At 61.0% G+C, this 15,066-nt stretch carries 10 protein-coding genes, 2 tRNA genes and 3 rRNA genes; 8 read left to right on the forward strand and 7 right to left on the reverse strand.

Annotated features, from left to right (window positions below):
* Positions 1 to 177: 177 nt before the first annotated feature.
* The 5 genes from U6115_RS01965 to U6115_RS01985 form a co-directional block, all read right to left on the reverse strand.
* Complete coding sequence (locus tag U6115_RS01965; protein WP_043575140.1) at positions 178 to 2,025, reverse strand: DUF3857 domain-containing transglutaminase family protein; 1,848 nt, start codon at positions 2,023 to 2,025, stop codon at positions 178 to 180.
* A 180-nt stretch (positions 2,026 to 2,205) separates the two neighbouring features.
* The gene (locus tag U6115_RS01970; protein WP_043575143.1) at positions 2,206 to 2,616 is read right to left on the reverse strand and encodes an ExbD/TolR family protein; all 411 of its coding nucleotides are present in this window, start codon (positions 2,614 to 2,616) and stop codon (positions 2,206 to 2,208) included.
* A complete protein-coding gene (locus U6115_RS01975) occupies positions 2,603 to 3,280 on the reverse strand; it encodes a MotA/TolQ/ExbB proton channel family protein (protein WP_043575144.1) in 678 nt (225 codons plus the stop codon). The genes U6115_RS01970 and U6115_RS01975 overlap by 14 nt, the downstream gene beginning before the upstream one ends.
* Positions 3,277 to 3,606 (reverse strand): energy transducer TonB, encoded by a 330-nt coding sequence (locus U6115_RS01980; RefSeq protein WP_160309813.1) that lies wholly within the window; start codon positions 3,604 to 3,606, stop codon positions 3,277 to 3,279. Before U6115_RS01980 ends, U6115_RS01975 begins: the two co-directional genes overlap by 4 nt.
* A 44-nt stretch (positions 3,607 to 3,650) precedes the next feature.
* Complete coding sequence (locus tag U6115_RS01985; RefSeq protein WP_043575146.1) at positions 3,651 to 4,358, reverse strand: energy transducer TonB; 708 nt, start codon at positions 4,356 to 4,358, stop codon at positions 3,651 to 3,653.
* Between the two features lie 150 nt (positions 4,359 to 4,508).
* Here U6115_RS01985 and hslV point away from each other — a divergent pair, with 150 nt between their 5' ends.
* Both hslV and hslU read left to right on the forward strand, forming a co-directional pair.
* A complete protein-coding gene (gene hslV, locus U6115_RS01990; RefSeq protein WP_011133956.1) occupies positions 4,509 to 5,060 on the forward strand; it encodes an ATP-dependent protease subunit HslV in 552 nt (183 codons plus the stop codon).
* Between the two features lie 44 nt (positions 5,061 to 5,104).
* Complete coding sequence (gene hslU / locus U6115_RS01995) at positions 5,105 to 6,451, forward strand: ATP-dependent protease ATPase subunit HslU (RefSeq protein ID WP_043575148.1); 1,347 nt, start codon at positions 5,105 to 5,107, stop codon at positions 6,449 to 6,451.
* An 84-nt stretch (positions 6,452 to 6,535) separates the two neighbouring features.
* Here hslU and U6115_RS02000 read toward each other — a convergent pair whose 3' ends face one another.
* Entirely contained in the window at positions 6,536 to 7,852 is a 1,317-nt protein-coding gene (locus U6115_RS02000; protein WP_157889288.1) for an MFS transporter, read from the reverse strand.
* 24 nt (positions 7,853 to 7,876) lie between these two features.
* Here U6115_RS02000 and U6115_RS02005 point away from each other — a divergent pair, with 24 nt between their 5' ends.
* From U6115_RS02005 to rrf, 6 genes are all read left to right on the forward strand, one after another.
* The gene (locus tag U6115_RS02005) at positions 7,877 to 8,128 is read left to right on the forward strand and encodes a hypothetical protein (RefSeq protein ID WP_146008394.1); all 252 of its coding nucleotides are present in this window, start codon (positions 7,877 to 7,879) and stop codon (positions 8,126 to 8,128) included.
* Between the two features lie 231 nt (positions 8,129 to 8,359).
* Positions 8,360 to 9,895 (forward strand): 16S ribosomal RNA (locus tag U6115_RS02010).
* Positions 9,896 to 9,987: 92 nt separating this feature from the next.
* Positions 9,988 to 10,064 (forward strand) — tRNA-Ile (locus U6115_RS02015).
* 3 nt (positions 10,065 to 10,067) lie between these two features.
* Positions 10,068 to 10,143, forward strand: a tRNA-Ala gene (locus tag U6115_RS02020).
* A 282-nt stretch (positions 10,144 to 10,425) separates the two neighbouring features.
* Positions 10,426 to 13,317 (forward strand): 23S ribosomal RNA (locus tag U6115_RS02025).
* Between the two features lie 125 nt (positions 13,318 to 13,442).
* A 5S ribosomal RNA gene (gene rrf, locus U6115_RS02030) occupies positions 13,443 to 13,557 on the forward strand.
* The 16S, 23S and 5S rRNA genes sit together here with 2 tRNA genes alongside, the layout of an rRNA operon.
* A 140-nt stretch (positions 13,558 to 13,697) precedes the next feature.
* On the opposite strand, the gene U6115_RS02035 is transcribed toward rrf, so the two are convergent.
* Positions 13,698 to 14,852, reverse strand: coding sequence for a branched-chain amino acid ABC transporter substrate-binding protein (locus U6115_RS02035; RefSeq protein ID WP_047238941.1), 1,155 nt, complete (start codon positions 14,850 to 14,852; stop codon positions 13,698 to 13,700).
* Positions 14,853 to 15,066 lie beyond the last annotated feature (214 nt).

The following is a 15,066-nucleotide window of genomic DNA, read 5'->3' on the forward strand; positions in this document are numbered from 1 at the left end:
CATGCTCTTTGTAGTATTGCCGGCAAATTGGCATTGTCATGTCCTGTGCATGACAGGGCAAGGATTTATTGCGAAATGGTTTAAGTTAAAATCATTTTATTTAAATCGAATGCTTGCTGGCGGCAAAAAAGGGGAGGCCGCGGCCATCCCCCTTGGCGCCGGCATCGCGCGCCGGGTTTACAGCTTCAGGATCTGCCGCACCTGGGTGGCGCAGGCGCGGGCCTGGCGGCTGAGCGCGGCGAATTCCGGGCTGACGATGTCGTCGTGGCTCAGCCAGCGCACCTTGCTGCTCAGCCGGTATTGGTAGCGGACGCCGCTGGCGTCGGCGGTTTGCTTCAGGTCCAGGTCGAACCAGGGCGAGCGCGCCTGGCAGCTGAACGGCGGCTGGATGGCCTTGGCGCCTTTCAGTTCCAGCGAGCGCTCCATGATTTCCGGGTCGCCCAGGTAGACGTCGGCCTGGTTGCCGTTGGCGCGGTAGTTGTCGAAGTCGTTCCAGCGGCTTTCCAGGCGCGGGTCGTACAGGTAGAGGCCGGAGATCTTCTCCAGCGCGCGGGTGTCGTCGCCGCTTATCTGGATCGGGTAACGCTCCGGAATCAGGAAGCCGGTGGCGGCGCGCGCCACCTTGCAGTTCTGCGTCTGGTTGCCGAGGCCGCGGCAGATGTTCTGGTCGGTGCCGCTGCTGCCCTGGTAGCGGTCCTGCATCGTCATTTCGATCAAGGGCCAGCCGGCCAGCAGGCTTTGGCTGACGATGCGCGCGCTGCTGTCGCGTTTCAGGGTTTCGACGCGCTTGACCGAGCTGCTGAGGGTGGCCGCCTGCAGCGGAATGAAGTCCTGGCGCACCTTGCCGTCGTCGCCCATCAGGTAGGTCGCGCGCTCCTGCAGGTCAGGCATGATGCGGCCGGCGGCGAAGAAGGGGTTGGTGGCGTCCAGCCACTCGGTTTTGCCGTCCACTTGCGCGCGCACGATCATGTGGTTGACGGTGCCCAGGCCCGGCAGCAGCGGCTGCTGGGCGAAGTTGCCGCGGAAGACCAGCGCCGGTTCGGCGGCGATGCCGGCGCGGCGCAGCATCGCGGTCAGCAAGGTGGCCAGGTCCTTGCAATCGCCGTAGCCGTGCTGCTCGATTTCGGCCAGCGTGAACGGCACCAGGCCGCGTTCGGCCAGCCGCTGGTCGTTGAGGTAGCGGTAATGGCTGTTGATGTGCTGCATGAAGGCGGCCACTTGCTGGGCGGCCGGCTTGCCGCGCTGCTGCTCCACCACCGCCGCCGCGCCCGGCGGCAACGGCGCCGCCAGGATGGCGTTGTAGCGCTCGGCGTAGACGCCGAAATGCTGCTGCGGCGAGTCGCTGGTGGCGATGCTCAGCCGCGGCCAGCGGCGCAGCGCGCTATTGCTCCATTCATTGGTGAGGTTCAGGTAGCGGCTGCCGTGCTGGTCGACGGTGATCCGCTTGCCGTCGGCGCTGGCCGCGGTCTGGAAGCCTTCCATCGCTTCGGCGCGCCACAGCAGCGGCCGCGGCGAATCCAGCTCGAAATGATAGCTGTCGTAGCGCACCGGCTCGGGATCGAAGTCCAGCCGGTACAGCAACTCGCGGCTGAGCGGCGGCGCGGCGATATGGTGCCTGACCTGGTAGGACACCACGCTGCCCACCGCCAATTCGGGGAAGGCCAGCCAGGTTTGCTTGTCGCGGCTGACGCCGGCGTAGGGGTTGGGCGCGGCGCGGGTTTCCACCTGCGACTTTTCCAGCTTGACCACCTTGCCGTCCTGCTGGCGCACTTCGCCGCCCAGCACTTCCAGCTTGTCGGTGTCCGGGTAGGTGAAATCTATCCGCGACAGAAACTCCTTGCCGGCGGGTTTGAGGATGGTGAATTGGTTGCGGGTGGTGCAGTCCAGGCTGTTGTCGGCGTTGTGGCGGCAGCTGATGCTGGCCTTCAGCGCCAGCGGCGCCTCTTCCGCCGGCTGGCGCGCCGCCAGCGCGGCGGGGCCGGCCAGGACCAGCGTGGTGCTCAACAGGGAAACGGGAAAACGCATCGGGAAACCATTCTTGGCTGGCGCGCCGCGGCGCGCGGGGTGGGTCGATAGATGAGGCAATAATCTTGCCATGGCCGGCTGGCGCAGGCCAGCGGCGCGGGAATATGGCTTAGTGTGGGCCGGCGGCCCGGGGTTCCGCGGCGGCTGCCCAGCCCCCCGGGGCGGGAGGCTGGCTGGCGCTCAGGGCGCGGCGGTGACGAAGCCTATCTTGCCGACGCCGTTGCTCTGGGCGGCGGCCAGGGTCTTGGCCACGGTTTCGTAGCGCACGGCCTTGTCGGCCGACAGGTGCAGCTCCACCTCGGGATTGGCGGCGGCGGCGGCGGCGAAGCGGGCCGGCAGGTCGGCTTCCGCCACCGCCTTGTCGTTCCAGAACAGCTTGCCGGCGGCGTCCACCGCCAGGCGGATCTGTTCCGGCTTGTCCTGGTGCTGGGCGGCCTGGGCGCGCGGCAGGTCCACCTTGACCGCGTTGGTCAGCAGCGGGGTGGTGATGATGAACACCACCAGCAGCACCAGCATCACGTCCACCAGCGGCGTGGTGTTGGGCTCGGCCATCGGCGCGGCCGGGCCCTGGTTGAAACTACCGAACGCCATCTTGCTCTCCGGATTGGGTCAACAACTGGGCGTGCAGGTCGTGGGCGAAATAGTCCAGTTCCTGCGACATCACGCGCTGGGCGCGGGTGAGGGCGTTGTAGGCCAGCACCGCCGGGATGGCGGCGGCCAGGCCGGCGGCGGTGGCGATCAGCGCTTCGCCTATCGGCCCGGCGACCGCGGCTATGCTCATCTGGCCGGCCTGGCCGATATTGACCAGCGCGTGGTAGATGCCCCAGACGGTGCCGAACAGGCCGATGAAAGGCGCGGTGGAGCCGATGGAGGCCAGCACGGTCAGGCCGGCTTCCTGGCGGGCGTTTTCCTGCGCCAGCGCCTTGCGGATGGCGCGGGTGAGGAATTCGTCGACGCCGCAAGCCTGGCCCAGCGCGCGTCCGGCCTGGCTTTGGTACTGCTTGAGCGCGGCGAGGCCGGCGCGGGTCAGGTTGGCCACCTGTCCGCGGCTGTGCGCCAACTGGTGCTCCGCCTGCGTCCAGCCGGCCGCGCTCCACAGCGCGCTCTCGGCGCTGCGGTTGGCGCGGCGCGCCTGCAGGGTCTGCACGCCGCGCACGATGATCAGGTACCAGGTGAGCGCCGACATCAGGATCAGGATCAGGAACACCGAAATCAGTACGGCGTCGCCTTGGTGGAATACGGTCATTAGATTCATGGTTTGCCAGGCTTCAAAGAAAATTCGATAGGGACGATAACGATGACAGGAATGGCCTGGCCATCGCGTTTGGCTGGGGTGAAGTGCCAGTTTTTGACGGTTTTCAATGCGGCGGCGTCCAATTGCGGGACGCCGCTGCTGCTAATCAGGGCGATCTCCTGCGGCAGGCCTTCGGCGCTGATCAGCACCCGCACTTTCGCGAGACCGGCTTGGCCTGCCGCTATCGCCTCCATCGCTTCCTCGGACAAGGAGGAGGTTTGCTTGCGGCGGGCTTGATCGTGGCCGGCGGGACTAGGTTCTGCCGCGGCGTTCGTCAGCATCAGCATGGCCGCCGCCAGCGCGGCGCCGGCCTGGCGATATGCGGCGGCGCTCATGACCTGCTGGACTTCAAGGAAAACTCGACCGGCACGATGTAGGTGTAGGCGATGGGCTCGGCGCCGCGCTTGGCCGGGATGAAGCGCCAGCGCTTGACCGAGGCCAGCGCGGCGCGGTCCAGGCGCGGGAAGCCGCTGCTGCTTTGCACCGACACTTCTTGCGGCAGGCCCTGCACGCTGACATGGACGCGCAGGCGCACGGTGCCTTCCTCGCCTTCTTCTTTGGAGACGGTGGGGTAGGCGGGCTGCGGATTGTTCAGGTAGCCGCCGGTGGACAGCGGCTCGGTGATTTGCTGCTGGCGGCTGTCGCCGTCCGGCTTGCCGCCGCCGGGCGCTTTGGCCAGCTCCGCCGCCGGGGCAGCAGAGGCTGCGGGAGCGGCGGCGGCCACCTGGATGGCCTTGGCGGGCGCCGGCGGCGGCGTGTCGGTTTTCTGCGGCTTCACTGCCGGCAGCGGCCGCGTCTGCGGGATGGCCTTGCTAGGCGCGGCCTTGGCCTGGACCTGCGGTTTCTGCGGGGCTGCGGGAGACGGCGCGGCGGCCTTGGGCGCGGCCGCCGGCGCCAGCATCGTCATCGATGTCAGCAGCCGCGGCGGCGTCACCGGCAGCTCCCGGCCGGGCTGGCCATTGAGCAAGCACAGCGCCAGCGCATGCAGGCCCAGCACCGCGCCGATGGCAGAAAGTTGCAAGGTTGGCAGGGGTTTCATGAAATCGATGATAATACAAATAATTCTCATTATACAACAGGGCGCGGCCGCGCCGCACGCAAACGCGGCTTGCAATCGCCGCGATCGCCTGCATATTCAGAGCTGAGCCGGCGCATGCCGGCATCCCTGATATCCATTGGAATACCGAACATGCAGCAATTTGACGGAACCACCATCGTTTCCGTCCGTCGCGGCGAGCGCGTGGCGCTGGGCGGCGACGGGCAAGTGACCCTGGGCAACATCGTGATCAAGGCGACGGCGCGCAAGATACGCAAGCTGCACGGCGGCAAGGTGCTGGCCGGGTTCGCCGGCGGCACCGCCGACGCCTTCACCCTGATCGAGCGCTTCGAAGCCAAATTGCAGAAGCATCAGGGCAACTTGCTGGTGTCGGCGGTGGAACTGGCCAAGGACTGGCGCACCGACCGCATGCTGCGCCGGCTGGAGGCGATGCTGATCGTCGCCGACAAGGACCACACGCTGATCATCACCGGCAACGGCGATGTGCTGGAGCCGGAGCAGGGCATCGCCGCCATCGGTTCCGGCGGCGCCTTCGCGCAGTCGGCCGCGCGCGCGCTGTTCGAGAATACCGATCTCGCGCCGGAGGTGGTGGTGAAGAAGTCGTTGGAGATCGCCGGCGACATCTGCATCTACACCAACCACAACCACCTGATCGAAACCCTGGGCCCGGACGACGAGGCCTGACCCCGAATGCAAGGCCCGGCCCGCGCGGCCGGGCGGAGATCGTCATGACGCAAATGACCCCGCAGGAAATCGTCCACGAGCTGGACCAGCACATCATCGGCCAGCACGCCGCCAAGCGCGCGGTGGCCATCGCCTTGCGCAACCGCTGGCGCCGCCAGCAGGTGGCCGAGCCGCTGCGCAGCGAGATCACCCCGAAGAACATCCTGATGATAGGCCCCACCGGCGTCGGCAAGACCGAGATCGCCCGCCGCCTGGCCAAGCTGTCCGGCGCGCCCTTCATCAAGGTGGAAGCCACCAAGTTCACCGAGGTCGGCTATGTCGGCCGCGATGTCGACACCATCATCCGCGACCTGGCGGAAGTGGCGATCAAGGAAACCCGCGACGCCGCCATCAAGCGCAACCGCGTCCGCGCCGAAGACGCCGCCGAGGAGCGTATCCTCGACGCGCTGCTGCCGCGCGTGCATCAGCCGCAAACCGGCTTCTTCGCCGGCGAACCGGCGGTCGAGGACAAGCATGAGGACGGCGCCACCCGGCAGAAATTCCGCAAGATGCTGCGCGAGGGCAAGTTCGACGACAAAGAGATCGAACTGGAAATCGCCGCCCCCATCGCCCAGATGAACGTGATGGCGCCGCCGGGGATGGAGGATTTCGCCAGCCAGCTGCAGGGCATGTTCCAGGGCCTGGGCGCGGGCAAGAAGCAGGCCGCCAAGATGAAGGTGGCCGACGCCTTCAAGCAATTGGTCGACGAAGAGGCGGCCAAGCTGGTCAACGAGGAAGAGCTGAAGGCGGAAGCGTTGAAGAACGTCGAGCAGAACGGCATCGTGTTCCTCGATGAAATCGACAAGGTCACCAGCCGCGGCGAAGGCCAGGGTGGCGCCGACGTGTCGCGCGCCGGCGTGCAGCGCGACCTGCTGCCGCTGGTGGAGGGCACCACCGTGTCCACCAAGTACGGAATGGTGAAGACCGACCACATCCTGTTCATCGCCTCCGGCGCCTTCCAGTTGTCCAAGCCGTCGGACCTGATTCCGGAGCTGCAGGGCCGGCTGCCGATCCGCGTCGAGCTGTCGTCGCTGTCGGTGGACGATTTCAAGGCGATCCTGACCAGCACCAACGCCTGCCTGACGCGCCAATACCAGGCGCTGCTGGCTACCGAGGGCGTGGAGCTGGCGTTCGAAGAGTCCGGCATCCAGCGTCTGGCCGAGATCGCCTGGCAGGTCAACGAGAAAACCGAGAACATCGGCGCGCGCCGCCTGTACACGGTGATGGAAAAGCTGCTGGAGGAGGTGGCTTTCGACGCCAAGTCCGGCGAGCGCAAGATCGACGGCGCGTATGTGGACTGCAAGCTGGGCGAAGTGGCCGAGCGCGAAGATCTGGCGCGCTACGTGCTGTGACGTGGGTTGGCTTCTTTCCCCGGTGGAGAGAAGCCAATCTATATATAAGGTATAACGGCGGCCCGAAAGGACCGCCGTTTCGCTTTATGCCGATTGTTCCAGCTTGCCGCCCGCCGGCGCCATCGGCTCGAAAGCCTCCGGGTGCTGTTTCAGGTACCAGTCCTTCACCTCGTCATGGCTCAGGTTCAGGAAGCGGTTGACGCCGGGCAGCAGCAGCATCGGCGGCACCGTCAGCAGGTGGAACAGGGCGAAGAACAGATAGACCTCATCCAGCGACCAGCGCGCCAGCAGGATGCCGGCCAGCGCCGGCCCCAGCATGCCGCCCAGCTTGGCCACCAGCACATTGATCGCCGACACCCGCGCGCGATAGGGCTCCGGCACCGCCAGCGTGCGATGGGTCTGGCCGATCAGCATGGTGATCGACAGCAGCGCGCCTTCGATGCCGAACATTGCCAGCATCACCAGCGGATGATCGGTCAACGCCACCACCAGGAATACCGCGCCGAGCGCCCACATCGCGAAAGCGCGGGCGCGCGGCCGGCTACAGTGCAGCAGCAGGCGGTGCGTCAGCCACAGCGAGCCGACCAGCAGGCCGCCGCTGACCGCCGCCTCGCAGGCGCCCAGCCAGAACGCCGGCAGGCCCAATTGATGCAGCTTGATCGGCAGCAGCGTCACCACCATCGGGAAGTAGGCGGTCATCACCAGCAAGCCCCACAGCGCCCAGCGGCGCTCCAGCGGAATGCGCCAGCGCACGCGCAGGCCGCTGCGGATCTGTTCGATGAAGCTTTCCGCCCGGACATCCGCCAAGCTGCGCGCCGGCAACCGGATGCGCAAGGCGCCGACGGCGGCGATGGCCAGCAGCAGCGTATAGCTGCCCAGCGCCATCCAGGCCGGCGCCACCGCCATCAGGCTGCCGCCTATGACCGGGCCGATCAGGTTGCCTACCGATTGCGAGCTTTTCTGCATCGACAGCGCGTCGGACAGCCGGTTTGCCGGCACCAGCTCGGCGGCGATGCTCAACATGGAAGGAATTACGATGGCCCAGGCGAACATGGCCATCGATTCGCTGGCCACCACCCACGCCAATCTATAGAAGTGGAACCACGCCATCGCCGCCAGCGCCAGGCCGGACAGCATCGCCAGCAGGATGCCGCCGGCGATGACGCGGTTTTTCGGGAAGCGGTCGCCCAGCGGCGCGGTCAGCGGCAGCGCCACCAGCATCACCAGCGCGGTCAGCGTGCTGAACCAGGCCATGTCGCGGGCGCCGCCCATCGACACCACCCACCAACTGATGCTGACATAGCCGGCGCCCATCGCCAGCCCGCTCAAGACGTCGCTGAGCATCAGCAGATGGAAACCGGGAGGCAGGCCATTCAGTCGTTGTCGTAGGGAAGTCTGCATGGCGCGCTCCGGTGGGGAAGGCATTTGATCCTATCACGAAATGACATTGTCACGCCAATGCGCGAGGCGTTCGCGATTTCTGACGGCAAGAATGAAAATTCGGCAGGTTTTGGAGGATTTTCCAAAGTTATCTATTCAGCCAATCACGGCGGCAGGCGGGTTTTCAGCGGATTTTTCGGAGGCTCAATAAAAATGCAAACTGCCTATTTGAATGAAAATCAACGACTTGCCGATAATTCTGTAAAATTCTTCAACTTTTCTCAAAAAAGCGGTTGACCGAGGGGGAGGGCGCAGGTATAGTTCGTCTCCTCAGCTGACGCAGCGAACGAAACAGCGGAAACGAAACGGTTCCGCTGATGGCGACGCAGCGATCGGCACCGCTCTTTAACAGACAGAATAACCGATAGGTGTAAGTGTTTGGCGAAAGCCAAAAACTTGCACTGCAAGAGACAAGAGATACTTGTTTATTTCTTTGAACTTGCGTGCCAGAAAATTTGCTATGAGATTGAACTGAAGAGTTTGATCCTGGCTCAGATTGAACGCTGGCGGCATGCTTTACACATGCAAGTCGAACGGTAACAGGGTGCTTGCACCGCTGACGAGTGGCGAACGGGTGAGTAACGCATCGGAATGTACCGTGTAATGGGGGATAGCTCGGCGAAAGCCGGATTAATACCGCATACGCCCTGAGGGGGAAAGTGGGGGACCGTAAGGCCTCACGTTATACGAGCAGCCGATGTCTGATTAGCTAGTTGGTGAGGTAAGAGCTCACCAAGGCGACGATCAGTAGCGGGTCTGAGAGGATGATCCGCCACACTGGGACTGAGACACGGCCCAGACTCCTACGGGAGGCAGCAGTGGGGAATTTTGGACAATGGGCGCAAGCCTGATCCAGCCATGCCGCGTGTCTGAAGAAGGCCTTCGGGTTGTAAAGGACTTTTGTTCGGGAGGAAATCCCGCTGGTTAATACCTGGCGGGGATGACAGTACCGGAAGAATAAGCACCGGCTAACTACGTGCCAGCAGCCGCGGTAATACGTAGGGTGCAAGCGTTAATCGGAATTACTGGGCGTAAAGCGTGCGCAGGCGGTTTTGCAAGTCTGATGTGAAAGCCCCGGGCTCAACCTGGGAACGGCATTGGAGACTGCAAGACTAGAGTGCGTCAGAGGGGGGTAGAATTCCGCGTGTAGCAGTGAAATGCGTAGAGATGCGGAGGAATACCGATGGCGAAGGCAGCCCCCTGGGATGACACTGACGCTCATGCACGAAAGCGTGGGGAGCAAACAGGATTAGATACCCTGGTAGTCCACGCCCTAAACGATGTCAATTAGCTGTTGGGGGTTTGAATCCTTGGTAGCGTAGCTAACGCGTGAAATTGACCGCCTGGGGAGTACGGCCGCAAGGTTAAAACTCAAAGGAATTGACGGGGACCCGCACAAGCGGTGGATGATGTGGATTAATTCGATGCAACGCGAAAAACCTTACCTGCTCTTGACATGTACGGAACTTGGTAGAGATATCTTGGTGCCCGAAAGGGAGCCGTAACACAGGTGCTGCATGGCTGTCGTCAGCTCGTGTCGTGAGATGTTGGGTTAAGTCCCGCAACGAGCGCAACCCTTGTCATTAGTTGCCATCATTTAGTTGGGCACTCTAATGAGACTGCCGGTGACAAACCGGAGGAAGGTGGGGATGACGTCAAGTCCTCATGGCCCTTATGAGCAGGGCTTCACACGTCATACAATGGTCGGTACAGAGGGTCGCTAAGCCGCGAGGTGGTGCCAATCTCATAAAACCGATCGTAGTCCGGATCGCACTCTGCAACTCGAGTGCGTGAAGTCGGAATCGCTAGTAATCGCAGATCAGCATGCTGCGGTGAATACGTTCCCGGGTCTTGTACACACCGCCCGTCACACCATGGGAGTGAGTTTCACCAGAAGTGGGTAGGCTAACCGCAAGGAGGCCGCTTACCACGGTGGGATTCATGACTGGGGTGAAGTCGTAACAAGGTAGCCGTAGGGGAACCTGCGGCTGGATCACCTCCTTTCTAGAGAAGGCGATCGCCAAGCACTTACAGCCTATCGGTTATTCGCGTTAAGGGCAGCTGGATCGAAGAGATTCAGTGCTGAGAAGTTGACTGGGTTTGTAGCTCAGCTGGTTAGAGCACTGTGTTGATAACGCAGGGGTCGTAGGTTCGAGTCCTACCAGACCCACCAGTTGGGGGATTAGCTCAGTTGGGAGAGCACCTGCTTTGCAAGCAGGGGGTCGTCGGTTCGATCCCGTCATCCTCCACCACTTACAGTGCAAACAAAAACGAACTTGATCGAGTTTGATTCTGTTTGCGTTGTTCGCGTGCAGCGAAAGCTGCTCAGCAATACGCCCGATCTTTAACAAACTGAAGAAGCCGAATATATTAAGACGGCGAAACAAACAGCGAGAGTTAAGTCTTTCGTTGAATGAATCGTCATCTTGGGTATTTGATTGTATCAAAGGCTGCGTCGCCATATCAAAAGGGGCGGTGCAGTCGTCGCACAAACACACTTGTTGTTTTAGTGGCTTAGGCTGCTGAAATGATAGGGTCAAGCGACTAAGTGCATCTGGTGGATGCCTTGGCGATCACAGGCGATGAAGGACGTGTAAGCCTGCGAAAAGCGCGGGGGAGCTGGCAATAGAGCTTTGATCCCGCGATATCCGAATGGGGAAACCCGGCCCTTAGGGGTCATCCCTGACTGAATACATAGGTCAGAGGAAGCGAACTCAGCGAACTGAAACATCTAAGTAGCTGAAGGAAAAGAAATCAACCGAGATTCCGTAAGTAGTGGCGAGCGAACGCGGAACAGCCTGTATGTGATAGAGATTGCGTTAGTGGAAGGTTCATGGAAAGGACCGCCGTAGTGGGTGATAGCCCCGTACACGAAAACGCATTCTTGGTACTAAGCATACGAGAAGTAGGGCGGGACACGCGAAATCCTGTCTGAATATGGGGGGACCATCCTCCAAGGCTAAATACTCGTGATCGACCGATAGTGAACCAGTACCGTGAGGGAAAGGCGAAAAGAACCCCGGGAGGGGAGTGAAATAGAACCTGAAACCGGATGCATACAAACAGTGGGAGCGGACTTGTTCCGTGACTGCGTACCTTTTGTATAATGGGTCAGCGACTTACGTTCAGTAGCAAGCTTAACCGAATAGGGGAGGCGTAGGGAAACCGAGTCCGAATAGGGCGCTTTAGTTGCTGGGCGTAGACCCGAAACCGAGTGATCTATCCATGGCCAGGATGAAGGTGCGGTAACACGCACTGGAGGTCCGAACCCACTAGTGTTGCAAAACTAGGGGATGAGCTGTGGATAGGGGTGAAAGGCTAAACAAACTCGGAGATAGCTGGTTCTCCCCGAAAACTATTTAGGTAGTGCCTCATGTATCACTTCCGGGGGTAAAGCACTGTTATGGCTAGGGGGTCATTGCGATTTACCAAACCATGGCAAACTCTGAATACCGGAAAGTGCAAGCATGGGAGACAGACGGTGGGTGCTAACGTCCATCGTCAAGAGGGAAACAACCCAGACCGCCAGCTAAGGTCCCAAATGATCAGTTAAGTGGTAAACGAAGTGGGAAGGCATAGACAGCCAGGATGTTGGCTTAGAAGCAGCCATCATTTAAAGAAAGCGTAATAGCTCACTGGTCGAGTCGTCCTGCGCGGAAGATGTAACGGGGCTCAAACTGATAACCGAAGCTGCGGATGGGCGCGTAAGCGTCCGTGGTAGGGGAGCGTTCTGTAGGTCTGTGAAGGTGTCTCGTAAGGGATGCTGGAGATATCAGAAGTGCGAATGCTGACATGAGTAGCGATAAAGCGGGTGAAAAGCCCGCTCGCCGAAAGCCCAAGGTTTCCTACGCAACGTTCATCGGCGTAGGGTGAGTCGGCCCCTAAGGCGAGGCTGAAAAGCGTAGTCGATGGGAAACGGGTTAAAATTCCCGTACTTTTGTGCAGTGCGATGTGGGGACGGAGAAGGTTAGGTCAGCAGACTGTTGGAATAGTCTGTTCAAGCCGGTAGGCGTGAAGAGTAGGCAAATCCGCTCTTCTTTAACGCCGAGACGTGATAACGAGGGTCTACGGACCTGAAGTGACTGATACCACGCTTCCAGGAAAAGCCACTAAGCTTCAGCTGCACAAGAACCGTACCGCAAACCGACACAGGTGGGCAGGATGAGAATTCTAAGGCGCTTGAGAGAACTCAGGAGAAGGAACTCGGCAAATTGATACCGTAACTTCGGGAGAAGGTATGCCTGTTGAGGTGTAGGACTTCGCGTCCGAAGCTTTGACAGGTCGCAGAGAATCGGTGGCTGCGACTGTTTAACAAAAACACAGCACTGTGCCAACACGAAAGTGGACGTATACGGTGTGACGCCTGCCCGGTGCTGGAAGGTTAAGTGATGGGGTGCAAGCTCTTGATCGAAGCCCCAGTAAACGGCGGCCGTAACTATAACGGTCCTAAGGTAGCGAAATTCCTTGTCGGGTAAGTTCCGACCCGCACGAATGGCGTAACGATGGCCACACTGTCTCCTCCTGAGACTCAGCGAAGTTGAAGTGTTTGTGAAGATGCAATCTACCCGCTGCTAGACGGAAAGACCCCGTGAACCTTTACTGTAGCTTTGCATTGGACTTTGAAGTGGTTTGTGTAGGATAGGTGGGAGGCTTTGAAGCCAGGACGCTAGTTCTGGTGGAGCCGACCTTGAAATACCACCCTGACCCCTTTGAGGTTCTAACCTTGGTCCGTGATCCGGATTGGGGACAGTGCATGGTAGGCAGTTTGACTGGGGCGGTCTCCTCCCAAAGTGTAACGGAGGAGTTCGAAGGTTACCTAGGTACGGTCGGAAATCGTGCTGATAGTGCAATGGCAAAAGGTAGCTTAACTGCGAGACCGACAAGTCGAGCAGGTGCGAAAGCAGGACATAGTGATCCGGTGGTTCTGAATGGAAGGGCCATCGCTCAACGGATAAAAGGTACTCCGGGGATAACAGGCTGATACCGCCCAAGAGTTCACATCGACGGCGGTGTTTGGCACCTCGATGTCGGCTCATCACATCCTGGGGCTGTAGCCGGTCCCAAGGGTATGGCTGTTCGCCATTTAAAGTGGTACGTGAGCTGGGTTCAAAACGTCGTGAGACAGTTTGGTCCCTATCTGCAGTGGGCGTTGGAAGTTTGACGGGGGCTGCTCCTAGTACGAGAGGACCGGAGTGGACGAACCTCTGGTGTACCGGTTGTCACGCCAGTGGCATCGCCGGGTAGCTAAGTTCGGAAGAGATAACCGCTGAAAGCATCTAAGCGGGAAACTTGCCTGAAGATGAGACTTCCCTGGAGGCTTGACCTCCCTGAAGAGTCGTTCGAGACCAGGACGTTGATAGGTCGGGTGTGGAAGCGCTGTGAGGCGTGAAGCTAACCGATACTAATTGCTCGTGAGGCTTGATCCTATCATTTGAGTGGCTTGGGAAACTGAGACACAAGAGAGTGGATGTGCGACGTACGTCAAATACCGAATATATGCGAATCTGTCTGAGAGACGGGTTCGGGCTTCTTTAAGTTTGTACAGTTTATGTCTGGTGGCCATAGCGAGGTGGTCCCACGCCTTCCCATCCCGAACAGGACCGTGAAACGCCTTAGCGCCGATGATAGTGTGGCATTCGCCATGTGAAAGTAGGACACCGCCAGACGCCCCATACAGAACCCCAGCTCGATGAGCTGGGGTTTCTGCGTTTCTGCCCCGCCCGCCGGGCGGCGCCGTTTCGGCCTTGCCATGAAAAACCCCGCCAGTTGCCTGGCGGGGTTTTTGTTGGGCGGAGGCCTGAGATGCTTACAAGCCTACCCACTTGCCTTGCTTCAGTTGATACAGCGATACCGTCGCCTGCTGGATGTCGCCCTTGGCGTCGAACTTCACCGGGCCGGTGACGCCCTGGTAATCGGTCTTGGCGACTTCCGGCAGGTATTTGGCCGGATCGGCGGAGCCGGCGCGCTTCATCGCCGCGATCAGCACCTTGGCGGCATCGTAGTTGTACGGCGCGTAGGCCTGGATTTCGGTCTGGAATTGCTGCTTGAACTTCTGGTTGAAGTCGGCGTAGCCGGGCAGTTTTTCCTTGGGCAGTCCGGCGCTGGAGGCATAGGCGCCTTCGGCGCTGCCGCCGCCCAGTTTGGCGAATTCCGGCGTGTTGACGCCGTCGGCGCCCATGAAGGCCGCCTTGATGCCGAGCTTGCCCATCTGCTTGACCATCGGGCCGGCCTGGGCATCCATGCCGCCGTAGAACAGCAGATCGGGCTTTTCTCCCTTGATCGAGGTGAGCACCGCCATGAAGTCGGTGGCGCTATTGGTGGTGAACTCGCGCTTCACCACTTTGCCGCCGGCCTGTTCCACCGCTTTGGCGAAGTCATCCGCCAGGCCCTGGCCGTAGGTGGTGCGGTCATCGATCACCGCCACGCGCTTGGCGCCCAGCTTGCCCACCGCGTACTTGGCCAGCGCTTCGCCTTGCTGCTGGTCGTTGGCGATCAGGCGGAAGGTGTTGCGATAGCCTTGCTGGGTGAAGGACGGGCTGGTGACCGAGCCGGAAATCATCGGGATGCCGGCGTCGGAGTAAATGCGGGACGCGGGGATGGCCGCGCCGGAAGTCAGGTGGCCGACGATGCCGGCCACCTTGGCGTCCACCATCCGCTGCGCGACTTGGGTGGCTACCTTGGGATCGGCCTGGTCGTCTTCCGACACCACTTCGAAGCTGGCCGGCTTGCCGTCCAGCACCAGTTTTTCGGCATTGGCTTCCTGTACCGCCAGCTTGACGCCGTCGTCGGCGTCGCGGCCCCAGTGGGCGAACGGGCCGGTCAGCGGATTGGCGGTGCCGATCTTGACGACGATCTTGTCTTCGGCGGCCTTGTCGTTGGATGAAGTCTGGCCGGCAGGCTTGTTGCAGGCGGCGACGCCGGCTACCAGCGCGCACAGCAGCAGGCTGTGTCGGGTTTGCATGATGAATCTCCTGATGTTCTCTTTGTTTATTTTGATAGTGTCGCCAATGCTATGGCGTGAGCTTACTGTGTCGATTGGCCATGGGTTTGTCAATCGGCGCGGCGGCAGGATCTGCCGCGAATGCGGCCGTCCACGTCGTGGAATGCGCGCAGACGCGCGGATTCGACGATTTCGTAATGCGCGCGCCGGGATGGAAAAAGCCCGCCGGAGAGGG

This window comes from Chromobacterium subtsugae (genome assembly GCF_035919665.1).
Taxonomy (GTDB): domain Bacteria; phylum Pseudomonadota; class Gammaproteobacteria; order Burkholderiales; family Chromobacteriaceae; genus Chromobacterium; species Chromobacterium subtsugae.

Excerpts from the sequence above, each read along its gene's own strand:
- U6115_RS01980 (WP_160309813.1), bottom strand. The coding sequence starts at position 3,606 with ATGCTGATGCTGACGAACGCCGCGGCAGAACCTAGTCCCGCCGGCCAC.
- hslU (WP_043575148.1), top strand. The coding sequence starts at position 5,105 with ATGACGCAAATGACCCCGCAGGAAATCGTCCACGAGCTGGACCAGCAC.
- U6115_RS01985 (WP_043575146.1), bottom strand. The coding sequence starts at position 4,358 with ATGAAACCCCTGCCAACCTTGCAACTTTCTGCCATCGGCGCGGTGCTG.
- hslV (WP_011133956.1), top strand. The coding sequence starts at position 4,509 with ATGCAGCAATTTGACGGAACCACCATCGTTTCCGTCCGTCGCGGCGAG.
- U6115_RS01965 (WP_043575140.1), bottom strand. The coding sequence starts at position 2,025 with ATGCGTTTTCCCGTTTCCCTGTTGAGCACCACGCTGGTCCTGGCCGGC.
- U6115_RS02000 (WP_157889288.1), bottom strand. The coding sequence starts at position 7,852 with ATGCAGACTTCCCTACGACAACGACTGAATGGCCTGCCTCCCGGTTTC.
- U6115_RS01975 (WP_043575144.1), bottom strand. The coding sequence starts at position 3,280 with ATGAATCTAATGACCGTATTCCACCAAGGCGACGCCGTACTGATTTCG.
- U6115_RS01970 (WP_043575143.1), bottom strand. The coding sequence starts at position 2,616 with ATGGCGTTCGGTAGTTTCAACCAGGGCCCGGCCGCGCCGATGGCCGAG.
- U6115_RS02035 (WP_047238941.1), bottom strand. The coding sequence starts at position 14,852 with ATGCAAACCCGACACAGCCTGCTGCTGTGCGCGCTGGTAGCCGGCGTC.